11 protein-coding genes and 1 pseudogene are annotated in these 10,812 nt (G+C 42.8%); 5 read left to right on the plus strand and 7 right to left on the minus strand.

The features are described from left to right. Nucleotide 1: 1 nt before the first annotated feature. Together IM319_RS00610 and IM319_RS00615 are read right to left on the minus strand one after the other, a co-directional pair. Nucleotides 2–526 (minus strand): hypothetical protein, encoded by a 525-nt coding sequence (locus IM319_RS00610; protein WP_287734251.1) that lies wholly within the window; start codon nucleotides 524–526, stop codon nucleotides 2–4. Beyond that, nucleotides 480–653, minus strand: coding sequence for a hypothetical protein (locus IM319_RS00615; protein ID WP_287734252.1), 174 nt, complete (start codon nucleotides 651–653; stop codon nucleotides 480–482). The genes IM319_RS00610 and IM319_RS00615 overlap by 47 nt, the downstream gene beginning before the upstream one ends. 159 nt (nucleotides 654–812) lie before the next feature. On the opposite strand from IM319_RS00615, the gene IM319_RS00620 reads away from it, so the two are divergent. The 3 genes from IM319_RS00620 to gyrA all read left to right on the plus strand — a co-directional run bounded on the left by IM319_RS00620 (nucleotide 813) and on the right by gyrA (nucleotide 5,362). Continuing rightward, nucleotides 813–2,027 (plus strand): AAA family ATPase, encoded by a 1,215-nt coding sequence (locus IM319_RS00620; RefSeq protein ID WP_287734253.1) that lies wholly within the window; start codon nucleotides 813–815, stop codon nucleotides 2,025–2,027. After that, a complete protein-coding gene (locus IM319_RS00625) occupies nucleotides 2,020–2,604 on the plus strand; it encodes a DUF4276 family protein (protein ID WP_287734254.1) in 585 nt (194 codons plus the stop codon). The genes IM319_RS00620 and IM319_RS00625 overlap by 8 nt, the downstream gene beginning before the upstream one ends. A 205-nt stretch (nucleotides 2,605–2,809) precedes the next feature. Then, nucleotides 2,810–5,362, plus strand: a complete 2,553-nt coding sequence (gene gyrA, locus IM319_RS00630; RefSeq protein ID WP_287734255.1) for a DNA gyrase subunit A — start codon at nucleotides 2,810–2,812, stop codon at nucleotides 5,360–5,362. 148 nt (nucleotides 5,363–5,510) lie between these two features. On the opposite strand, the gene IM319_RS00635 is transcribed toward gyrA, so the two are convergent. The 3 genes and pseudogenes from IM319_RS00635 to IM319_RS00645 all read right to left on the minus strand — a co-directional run bounded on the left by IM319_RS00635 (nucleotide 5,511) and on the right by IM319_RS00645 (nucleotide 7,688). Further along, on the minus strand, nucleotides 5,511–6,041 hold the full coding sequence (locus IM319_RS00635; RefSeq protein ID WP_287673418.1) for a ComEA family DNA-binding protein: 531 nt from the start codon (nucleotides 6,039–6,041) through the stop codon (nucleotides 5,511–5,513). After that, a complete protein-coding gene (locus IM319_RS00640; protein WP_287734256.1) occupies nucleotides 6,041–6,436 on the minus strand; it encodes an NINE protein in 396 nt (131 codons plus the stop codon). The genes IM319_RS00635 and IM319_RS00640 overlap by 1 nt, the downstream gene beginning before the upstream one ends. Before the next feature lie 81 nt (nucleotides 6,437–6,517). Next, nucleotides 6,518–7,688: pseudogene (locus tag IM319_RS00645) on the minus strand (RNA-guided endonuclease InsQ/TnpB family protein). 146 nt (nucleotides 7,689–7,834) lie between these two features. Between IM319_RS00645 and asnS the strand changes: the two are divergent. Beyond that, nucleotides 7,835–9,199, plus strand: a complete 1,365-nt coding sequence (gene asnS, locus IM319_RS00650; RefSeq protein WP_287685308.1) for an asparagine--tRNA ligase — start codon at nucleotides 7,835–7,837, stop codon at nucleotides 9,197–9,199. Nucleotides 9,200–9,268: 69 nt separating this feature from the next. Here the strand turns inward: asnS and IM319_RS00655 are convergent, their stop codons facing one another. Both IM319_RS00655 and IM319_RS00660 read right to left on the minus strand, forming a co-directional pair. Continuing rightward, the gene (locus IM319_RS00655) at nucleotides 9,269–9,592 is read right to left on the minus strand and encodes a Txe/YoeB family addiction module toxin (protein WP_002771556.1); all 324 of its coding nucleotides are present in this window, start codon (nucleotides 9,590–9,592) and stop codon (nucleotides 9,269–9,271) included. Beyond that, nucleotides 9,582–9,866 carry a type II toxin-antitoxin system Phd/YefM family antitoxin gene (locus IM319_RS00660; RefSeq protein ID WP_287734257.1) on the minus strand — a complete coding sequence of 95 codons (285 nt, stop codon included), beginning with the start codon at nucleotides 9,864–9,866 and terminating at the stop codon, nucleotides 9,582–9,584. Before IM319_RS00660 ends, IM319_RS00655 begins: the two co-directional genes overlap by 11 nt. Nucleotides 9,867–10,104: 238 nt before the next feature. Between IM319_RS00660 and IM319_RS00665 the strand changes: the two genes are divergently transcribed. After that, complete coding sequence (locus IM319_RS00665; RefSeq protein ID WP_353857168.1) at nucleotides 10,105–10,542, plus strand: hypothetical protein; 438 nt, start codon at nucleotides 10,105–10,107, stop codon at nucleotides 10,540–10,542. The last annotated feature ends 270 nt before the right edge of the window (nucleotides 10,543–10,812 follow it).

Genomic DNA, 10,812 nt, shown 5'->3' on the forward strand with positions numbered 1-10,812 from the left:
TTTATTGATCCTCAGTCATGGTTTCTAGAAATTGCCGATAATTTTCAGGACTGAGATTAATTTTAACTTCTATTTGCTGTTCTTTATCCCTGATCAGTAAAATATATTCACTTTCTGCTTTTTTGCCGACCAGGAGAGGATTTTTTAGCTCGAATTTTTGATAAACTAGATGGGTTTTCGTCACCCGAATAACTAAACTAGGTTGGGATTGGGGATAAATGTCTAATTGCTCCCGTTCCCGATCTAAAATTAATTGTTTAGGTGTCATGCTTCTTTCGTCAGCAAAAGTAGATTTATGCCAATAGAGGGTAATCCCGCGAATTTGAGGCATTTGGATGCTAAATTTTTCATCAAAACCTTGCCGCTCCCAATTAATATCTTCCAGAGAGCCAGGAGCGGGAATTAAACGCTGTTGCCAGAAGACTTCCTTAAGATTTAAATCTTGCCACCATTGGCTAATAATTTGGAAATTCTCCAGATTATTGGGGTTGGGATTGGCATTTTGCCAGAGGAGAGGAGTAAGCATTTTGGGGTAATTTTTGCGCTGGGAAAATCAGGATAATAGTCTTCGCTGGAGTTAGGGGATCATTAAGCTCAATCATCATCGATTCTTGAGCTGCCGATCGGGCCATAATATTAACTCTCGATCGCATTTTTATTCTATCCTAAATTATCGAGGGAAAAACAGCTAAAAGTAGTCCTCATCGGCGATCGCCAGCCGCCAGCCCGGAAAACTGAGGGAAGATCAGATAGATTGGATATAATTAACTAATAAGGCTCTGTATGATCCCAAAAACTAGAATTGTTTTAATATGAACCAGCCTAGACTATTATCTTTTACCCTCGATGGTTGGGGTGTGCTAGGTGGTCCAGTTTCCCTATCCCTAGTTAACCAAGTTGGGGTATTAGTGGGTAAAAACGGTGCGGGGAAATCCGCTATCCTAGAAGGATTTGAAGCCATCTCATCCTGTGCTATCGGTAGATCGATCGGCTCTCGGATGATTGACAGTGATAGCATTCCCACAATTTTGCAGGTTGAAATTCTAACACCGACTAACCGGCGCTTAGGATACAGGTATGAGCTAATCATCCCCTTTTCTATGGACGATCTAGATACAGAAATAGATGATACCACTAACGATAATTCCTTGGAAAGTTCCTTCACTTGGGATGATTCTTGTCAGTATATTGATGGAGATCAAGAACTTCTCTGGAAAAGCCAATTTGGACTAACAAGCTTCCCTAATAATGGTGAGCCAATATTTGCTATTCTTGGCAATACTACCTCGCTGCGACAGTCAAATATACCTGGAAATTCATCGCTAAATTTACCTCCAGAAATGCAGTGGGTTTATGCTATTTTAAAAGGGATTCGTCTTCTTGGCAAAGCTGCTATCCGTCGCACATCAAGACGACAGCCTTCTTTATTAAAGGTGGCAAGTAAGAAGATTTCTGCCAGTCGATTTGATCTAGCAGATACTCTAGCTCGGAGAATATTTCGTTGGGTAGGTACGGATGATTTTGATGAACTAGAAAATGTTTGTCAACGAATAGGACTTGCCAAGAAAATCACTGTGCAGAAGTTCGTTTTGAGTGAGCATTCTGGACAGACAGTCCAAGGTAAAGAAGAAGAGTACATCGCTTCAGTATTATTAGATGGAGTCAATATTGGATTACTCTCCGATGGCACCTTGCGAGTTTTATCAATTCTTATCGAAATAATTGCTCACTATCCTAATACAACAACCATAATTGAGGAGCCAGAAACACAAATACATCCCGCAATGTTAGCAAAATTATTAAATGAAATTAAATCCTATACTTGGGATGAAAATTTAATTATATCAACTCATTCACCACAAGTAGTAGCTTGGACAAAGCCAGAAAATATTAGCTTAGTTTATCGTAACCAGGGACGGACAAGTGTTAGGAAACTAGAAGAAGGAGAGATTGAAAAAGTTGTCGAGTACCTCTGTGAAGAAGGAGATTTAGGAGACTGGATTTACAGTGGTATTCTCGATGAGTAGTAACTTGATCGCCATAATTGCCGAAGATGAGACGGACTGCGATGTGTTTCGTCAAATTATCCATCGCGTGCTGGGGACAAATACTAGGACAAAATCTTGGGCATCTAAATCCTCTAGTACATTAAAGAGAAAACTGTCAGCAAAACTTAAAGTGATGACAAGGGAAGGATGTGATGCTTTTATCATTGTTCATGATTTAGATCGTAATCCCAAGAATAACTCTCTTAACGATGAAAAACAATTGCGAGATCACTTAGAATTAAGCTGTTCTAATATTAATGGTATCAGGAAATATATCTGCATCCCAATAGAAGAATTAGAGGCTTGGTTTTGGTCTGATCCAGAAGTTGTTAAATATGTGGGACGAGGCAAGGGAAAAGCTCACCCAAACCCTCACCTAATTATCAAACCGAAAGAAGAATTGATCAAATTGTCAATCGGTGAAAATAGAAAACCCCGTTATAGTACCAACATGAATCTTGAACTAGCCCAAAAGCTAAATTTAGAACTTTGTGCCACTTGTTGTCCTTCTTTTAAAAATCTTCTCGACTTTCTGCAATCTCTGTCAAGAGGATAGCAAACCATTAACCCCTCCATCCCAGCCAAGAAACCTGCGAGCGCTACTGACTTGACACTGTTCTAAACCCCAAAAAAGGCAGATTTTATGGTAAAATAGTCGTACAAATGGGCATATTTTGCACATCAAAAGGGTAAAATCCCGATTTTTAGCGAATTTACTCACAAAAACGCTTTTTTGCCTTGTTATTGGAGTTAACCCCCCTATGACCGCCGCCCAGGATCATATTGTCCCCACAGACTTAAGCAATGAAATGTCCCGTTCCTATCTAGAATACGCCATGAGCGTCATCGTTGGGCGCGCCTTGCCCGACGCTAGGGACGGACTGAAACCCGTACACCGGCGCATTCTTTATGCGATGTACGAACTAGGATTAACCCCCGATCGCCCCTTCCGGAAATGCGCTAGAGTCGTCGGGGAAGTATTAGGAAAATACCATCCCCACGGGGATACTGCCGTTTACGATGCTCTCGTCCGCATGGCCCAGGATTTCTCCATGCGCGATCCCCTGATTAACGGTCATGGTAACTTCGGATCGATCGATAACGATCCCCCGGCAGCTATGCGTTATACCGAGTGTCGTCTGCACACCCTGGCCACCAACGCCCTACTACAGGATATCGAGTCAGAAACCGTCGATTTCGCCGATAACTTCGATGGTTCCCAACAGGAACCCGTGGTTTTACCCTCTAGAGTCCCACAACTGCTAATTAATGGCTCATCGGGCATCGCCGTCGGTATGGCCACCAATATCCCCCCCCACAACCTGGCCGAGATTATCGATGGAACCGTTGCCCTCATCCATAACCCCGATCTCACCGATACGGAATTACAGCGTTATATCCCGGGGCCGGACTTTCCCACCGGGGCGCATATCCTTGGTAGAGACGGCATTCAGGAAGCTTACACCACTGGCCGCGGTTCCATTACCCTGCGGGGAGTCGCCAACTTTGAAACCATCGAACAAAGGGGAAGACCCGATCGAGATGCTATTATTATCACCGAACTGCCCTATCAGACCAATAAAGCGGCATTAATCGAAAAAATCGCCGATTTGGTCAATGATCGCAAAATAGACGGTATTTCCGATGTGCGGGACGAAAGCGATCGCGACGGCATCCGGGTAGTGATCGAACTGAAACGAGATGCCTATCCTCGCGTCGTCCTCAACAATCTTTATAAACAAACGCCCCTCCAGTCGAATTTTGGGGCGAATATGTTGGCATTAGTCGATAACGAACCGAGATTACTGACTTTAAGGGAGTTTCTCCGCGTTTTCCTCGATTTTCGGGTAGAAGTGATCACCCGTCGTACCCGTTATGAACTCCGCAAGGCCGAGGAAAGGGATCATATCCTTCAGGGTTTACTAATTGCCCTCGCTAGTCTCGATGCAATCATTGCCCTGATTCGCAGTGCTGCCGATACAGCTACCGCAAAAGAGGGATTAGTGCAGAATTTTGGTCTCTCAGAGGTGCAAGCAGACGCAATCCTACAAATGCAGCTGCGACGGTTAACCGCCCTAGAATCGGAGAAAATTCAGCAAGAACACGGGGAATTACTGACAAAAATCAGCGATCTTCAGGATATTTTAGCCAGAAAAGAACGTATCGACACCATTATTGAGGAAGAACTGCAACAGATCAAAACCATTCACGCTACCCCGCGTCGCAGTCATATTGAACAAAGGGAAGGAGAAATCGCCGAAACTGACCTGATTGCCAACGAACAGGCCTTAATTCTCGTCACCGAACAGGGTTACATCAAAAGAATGCCCGTTAATACCTTTGAGTCCCAAAATCGGGCAACAAGGGGCAAAGCTGGCGCGAAAATGAAAGAAGACGACGGCATCGATCACTTTATCACCTGCCGCGATCACGATAGCGTCCTCTTTTTCACCGATCGCGGGGTTGTCTATAGTCTCAACGCCTATCATATCCCCACCGGTTCCCGTACCGCTCGCGGCGTTCCCATCGTGCAACTGTTAGAGATTCCCAAAGGGGAGAAAATTACCTCGGTGGTGGCAGTCAGCGAGTTCAGCGAGGATAATTACCTGATTATGCTCACACAAAAGGGATTTATCAAGAAAACCGCCCTCGCTGCCTTTAGTAATATTCGATCGAACGGTTTAATCGCCATTTCTCTCGAAGACGGTGATCAACTGCGTTGGGTTCGCTTGGCCAAAGAGGAAGACAGCGTCATTATCGGTTCTCGTCAGGGGATGGCAATTCATTTTAAGGCCGATAGTCAACAATTGCGCTCCTTGGGAAGGGCAACTAAGGGCGTAAAATCGATGAAATTGCGCTCAGGTGACGAATTAATTAGTATGGACATCCTGCCTAGTCAAATTGTCGCCCAAATCGCTGAATCTAACCAAGAAGAAACCGAGGACGAAAGCGAAGAAATTAACCCCGAAGTGGCTAATAATGGCCCCTGGGTGTTAGCGATTACCATGGCAGGACTAGGAAAACGGGTTCCCGTTACCCTCCTCCGTCTGCAAAATCGGGCGGGATTAGGAGTCAGAGTGATTAAATTCCGCAAAAAGAACGATAAATTAGCGGCTCTGCACGTTGTTAACCCCAACGAGGAATTTATGATTATCACCGAACGGGGTATTATTATCCGTCAATCCGTCGATGCTATTACTCCCCAATCGCGATCGGCCGGAGGCATCCGGGTACAAAAACTCGATGAGGACGATGCGATCGCTGCGGTAGCCCTAGTTCCCCCTAGTGATGGGTCGGAATCTGAAGACATTTAGATTTGCTGAAAAAGTTCCTTGTGGGGTGATGGGGAAGTGGGGAAGTGGGGAAGTGGGGAAATTGAACTAAAACCCCAAAACCCCAAAACCCCAAAACCCCAAAACCCAACACCTAAAACCTTCCTGCTGCCTTCGTTAAAATTTGGGATTAAAACTGGAAAAAGTGCATTAATTGGGAGATTTCCTGAGCTTCTAAGGACAAACGCCCTTTAAAATCCACAATATTCTTAAATAATCCCTGTTCTTCTCTGTTTTTAATAATGGCAGCTGCCAAATTATCACTGACGAGGGGTAGGGTTTTTAACTGCTCGATCGAGGCGGTGTTAGGATTGATTTTAGGGGGTGCGAGGGGACTTTCTGGACTATAATAGGCAAATTCTAGAATCGGTTGCCAAGCTTTCAATCTAGCCACAGGAACACTCAAAGCAGCCGCTAGATCTTCAAGAGAAAGCAATTCTACCCCCATACCCAGCAATTCCACCAACATCCGCGCTTGATGGATGGATATCCCCGGCAATCGCAGCCAATCATCCACACCCGCTTGACTGACATTAATTTTAATGCCCAATTGTGCCGCCATAGCGATCTCATCGAGGGAACGAAAGCGATAATAGGGATCATTGCTAATTTTGGCTTTTAAAGGGTTAAAAGTGCGCCCTAACCAGTTTTGCGGTGTCATTATAGTAATTGTCGCCGTTTTTCTTCAAATTCGTACTCAGAAATTAATCCTTCTTGCCGGAGGCGCTCTAATTCCCTTAAAGCTGCCCCGATCGCCTCTACTTGTTTAGGCTCTAAACTGGGGACAGTGGCAGCAGCGGTGGCAGTGGGAAAATAGTTAGCCAAAAATTGGTTATCTTGGATTAAATACCACACCGCATCGATCGCGCAAGCCACCCGGGGAATCGGAGTTTGCCAGAGGAGAAGATAGATAATTCCCCAGAGAGGTTGACCGAGATAGAATTTATGAATACCGGCGATAGGAAAGGGGAAAGCGAGAATACTACCGATAAAAGCCATAAAAATCGCTAATTTACGGCTTTTGGGCTTACTTAATAATTTTTCCACCAGAAGCATGACACCTGTTCGAGATTGATTTTAGCCTGATCTGAACTTTCTATCGTGAACTACTCTCAAGATCGTTGAGAGCTTCCTATTTCACGGGGGAGGGTTCCTCAAGACGGACTTACGCCCAGATTTTGGTCTTATATCCCCTCTATAGGCAGTATCGCGCTTTTCCTAACGACAATATCCGTAAGCTTTCATCTCGAATATTTATCGCCGCATTTATGTCCCGGTCATGGGTTGTCTGACAATGCTCACAAGTCCAATTTCTAACATCAAGCGGCAAACTACCCACTTGATTTAGGCAGACATGACAAGTCTTAGAACTAGGGAAAAACCTATCAACTTCGATATAAGTTTTTCCTTCCCATTCTGCCTTGTATTTAAGCATTGTACAAAACATTCCCCAACTACAATCACTAATAGCCTTAGCTAAATTATGATTGCGTACCATGGCTTTAACATTGAGATTTTCTACAGCAATAACTTGGTTTTCGTTAACTATCTTACGGGATAGCTTGTGGAGAAAATCCTCACGACATCTTGAGATTTTAGAGTGAACTTTAGCTACTTTACGTCTAGCTTTTTGACGGTTGTTACTTCCCTTCTTTTTACGCGATAGCTTTTGTTGTTTCCTTTTTAGATTGCGTTGATGTTTGGCTAAATGTCTAGGATTATCATATTTACTGCCATTGCTGGTAAGACAAAAATGAGTTAATCCTAAATCAATTCCTATCGCTTTTCCATCCGTTGATGTCGTCACGGAATCTAATCCGTCATCAACTAAAATAGAAGCGTAGTATTTACCGTCTGGGTTTTTTGAGATAGTAACGGTTTTAATTGTTCCTACAAATTCCCGATGACGAACACAATAAACTAATCCAACTTTACCCGGTACTTTGAGGTAGTCACCTTCAAATTTGACATTAGCTGGATAGCTAATTGATTGTTTACCATGTTTAGATTTGAATCTTGGTAATCTAGCTCGTTTCTCAAAGAAATTTTGATAAGCTTGGGATAAGTTCAAAGCGACAACCTGTAAACACTGGGAATAAGCATCTGTCAACCACTCATATTCTTTTTTGAGACTAGGCAATAGTCCCTGAATATAGTTTCTTGTCAGTCCTTTTCCTGTGGTTTTATAGGTTTCTTGGCATAAATTCAGGGAATAATTCCAAAACCAACGACAACAACCAAAGCTTTTTGCTAAGGCTATTTCTTGCTCGGTATTAGGCTTAAGTCTGAATTTGTACGCTTTGTACATAAGAGTTATCAAGAAACTATAACTATGATAACATGGTTTTTGAGAATTGTCTATATACAAAGTCAGGAGAAGTACCTCGCTTTTAGCGATGGACTTTTGCTGACATTCAGTTAAAATACTCTTTGGTTCTAACATAGGGATAAGAAATGACTACCAGAATCAAGGAAATCTTTCAGACAGGACAACCCGATCAATCCGTCACCGTGCAGGGTTGGGTGAGAACAAAACGAGAATTAAAAGAATTTACTTTCCTGGAAGTTAATGATGGCTCATCCCTAGCTAACTTACAAGTTATCCTCGAACCGACTTTACCCGATTATGAAAATGTACTAAAGTCAATTAGTACGGGAGCGGCGATCGCTGTTTCGGGAAATTTGGTTCCTTCCCCGGGTAAAGGGCAAAATATCGAGTTAAAAGCGGCCGAAATCACCCTTTATGGTGACTGTCCTGCGGATTATCCCCTACAAAAGAAACGTCATTCCTTTGAATTTCTGAGAACTATTGCCCATCTGCGAGCAAGAACCAACACCCTAGGGGCAGTAATGCGGGTTAGAAACGCTTGCGCTACCGCTATTCACACTTTTTTCCAAGAAAAAGGCTTTATTTGGGTACATACTCCTATTATTACCGCTAACGATTGCGAAGGTGCGGGAGAATTATTTACTGTCACCAGTTTAGACTTAAAAAAACCCGCCAATTTTGCCGAGGATTTCTTTGGTAAACGGGCCTATTTAACCGTCAGTGGACAATTACAAGCGGAAGTAATGGCTATGGCCCTATCTAATGTTTACACTTTTGGACCGACTTTTCGCGCCGAAAATTCTAATACTTCCCGTCATCTGGCCGAGTTTTGGATGGTGGAACCGGAAATGGCTTTTTGTGACTTGGAAGGAGATCAGGATTTAGCGGAGGCATTTCTCAAATATATCTTTAAATTCGTCTTAGAAAATTGTCCCGAAGATTTGCAGTTTTTTAACGAACGTATCGATAAAACGGTGTTAAGTACGGCCGAGAATATCGTTAATAGTGAGTTTGGCCGGATTACCTACAGCGAAGCGATCGAGTTATTAGAAAAAGCCGATCGTCAGTTCGAGTTTCCAGTAGAATGGGGCGTAGATCTACAGTCAGAACACGAACGTTATCTAGCGGAGGAACTATTCAAAAAACCCGTGATTGTCACCAATTATCCCAAGACAATCAAAGCTTTTTATATGCGTCTAGATGACAATAATAAAACTGTTTCCGCTATGGATATTTTAGCGCCCAAGATCGGCGAAATTATCGGCGGTTCCCAACGGGAAGAACGATTAGATATACTGAGACAAAGAATGCAGGAACAGGGAATGAATCCCGATGATTTGTGGTGGTATTTAGATCTGCGTCGCTACGGTTCCGTTCCCCACGCCGGTTTTGGTTTAGGATTCGAGCGTCTGGTACAATTCATGACGGGAATGACCAATATTCGCGATGTGATTCCTTTCCCTCGTACCCCTTTAAGTGCCGACTTTTAGGATGATGTCTGGGATCGACAGGAGAAAGGTTGTAATCCTCAAGCTTAAAGTGGGTGAATTTTGCTAAGTTTAGCCTGATTGATAATGATAGCGAGCTTGTAAAAAATAAACCTTATTTCCTGTGACTTTATAAACTAAACGATGCTCTAAGTCGATCCGTCGTGACCAAGTGTCGGCAGCAATATACTTAAGAGGTTCGGGTTTACCCAATCCTGTAAACGGATCGCCATCCAAAATATCTGCCACTAAGTCTAAAATTTTATCGCCTTTTTTCGGTTCGTTCCGATACCACCAGGCTAAATCTGCTTTGAAATCAGGACTAAAAACGGGCAAATAACCATGAATAGGATTGTTTTTAGGTTTATCTGGCTTATTTTCTCTTTTAGGACTCAATTCCTAACTCCTCTTTTAATTCAGCTAATGTTTGAGGAGTTGCATCTTCTCTCTGGGCCCATTCTAAAGAGCGAAATAAGCGTTTGGCATTTTCTGGCGATCGCAATAAATAAACACACTCTAATAAACTGGAAAGCTCATCTTCAGCAATTAAGGCCACATTTTTCTGATTGCGACGCTTAATGACGATAATTTGGGATTCGTCACACACCTGATCTAAGATACTGGCTAAATTCATTCTCGCCTGAGAGTAGGTGGTTTCTTTGCTTAACATGATTTTTAGGGGATACTTGTACAACCTTATTGTACAGGCCCAAGCTCTTGAACTCCCCAGAAACCCCAAAATCTCGATCGCTGGTTAGGGAGAGAAATGTAAAGATTTATTAAAATGTAGCTTTTAATACAGTTGTGGGGGGGGAGTGTGTATTGTTTTGCTATCCGCCTTTGGCGTTGGGTTAGGCTGTTGCTTAACCTGGCTGCGAGGGGGCAAACACTTATGTACTGCGTAGCGAATGGTGATGAAAAAAAGATTTTTCAGATGGCTACCAATTTTAGCCTTAACTACAGCTTTATCTTCTAACTTCTATCAGAATCACGATGATATTGCTCAAGCCCGTAATTTAAGACGTGTAAGCAATGGTTTTGCTTTCGAGATTCAGAATTGTAATAAAGACAATAATTCTGTAGTTTGTACTTTTATGGTTGCAAACTTAGGGGAAGTCAGAGATCTTTATTTTTATCCCAAAGACTCTATCATCATTGATTCTACTGGCAAGCAATTGACGGGATCGGAGGGCCGTATTGGAGGAATAGGTCGTGATCAAGTATGGGTAAGAGATATGCCTTCTAGAGTCCCCATTAACGGAAAAATTCTCTTTAAAGGAAATTTGCCCGGAAGAATCGTTTATCTGCGATTAGTAGGTCCTGGTTTCTCAGTTGAATGGAGGTAATATATTACCTCGGTTAACTGTTAACTGTTCACTGAATAAAGACTCGTAGGTTGGGTTGACGCAAGGAAACCCAACAACTTCCTGGAATATTTTCACAATTTTTGTTGGGTTTCGCCTTTTGAGCCGATGGGTAATACCTGAGCAATAATGATAGCTCAACCCAACCTACGGCTCGATTAATTAACAAACTTATTCAGGAATGATAATTATGGCAATCAGAATTAAACTTTGGGCAGATTATGGAAGTTACCCACTTTGGGGAGTAGATGA

The organism is Microcystis sp. M113S1 (genome assembly GCF_020246945.1).
Classification (GTDB): Bacteria; Cyanobacteriota; Cyanobacteriia; order Cyanobacteriales; family Microcystaceae; genus Microcystis.

What these genes read in the sequence shown, in the direction of transcription:
- IM319_RS00610 (WP_287734251.1), bottom strand. Translation starts at nt 526, where the DNA reads ATGCTTACTCCTCTCCTCTGGCAAAATGCCAATCCCAACCCCAATAAT.
- IM319_RS00615 (WP_287734252.1), bottom strand. Translation starts at nt 653, where the DNA reads ATGCGATCGAGAGTTAATATTATGGCCCGATCGGCAGCTCAAGAATCG.
- IM319_RS00620 (WP_287734253.1), top strand. Translation starts at nt 813, where the DNA reads ATGAACCAGCCTAGACTATTATCTTTTACCCTCGATGGTTGGGGTGTG.
- IM319_RS00625 (WP_287734254.1), top strand. Translation starts at nt 2,020, where the DNA reads ATGAGTAGTAACTTGATCGCCATAATTGCCGAAGATGAGACGGACTGC.
- gyrA (WP_287734255.1), top strand. Translation starts at nt 2,810, where the DNA reads ATGACCGCCGCCCAGGATCATATTGTCCCCACAGACTTAAGCAATGAA.
- IM319_RS00635 (WP_287673418.1), bottom strand. Translation starts at nt 6,041, where the DNA reads ATGACACCGCAAAACTGGTTAGGGCGCACTTTTAACCCTTTAAAAGCC.
- IM319_RS00640 (WP_287734256.1), bottom strand. Translation starts at nt 6,436, where the DNA reads ATGCTTCTGGTGGAAAAATTATTAAGTAAGCCCAAAAGCCGTAAATTA.
- asnS (WP_287685308.1), top strand. Translation starts at nt 7,835, where the DNA reads ATGACTACCAGAATCAAGGAAATCTTTCAGACAGGACAACCCGATCAA.
- IM319_RS00660 (WP_287734257.1), bottom strand. Translation starts at nt 9,866, where the DNA reads ATGTTAAGCAAAGAAACCACCTACTCTCAGGCGAGAATGAATTTAGCC.
- IM319_RS00665 (WP_353857168.1), top strand. Translation starts at nt 10,105, where the DNA reads ATGGTGATGAAAAAAAGATTTTTCAGATGGCTACCAATTTTAGCCTTA.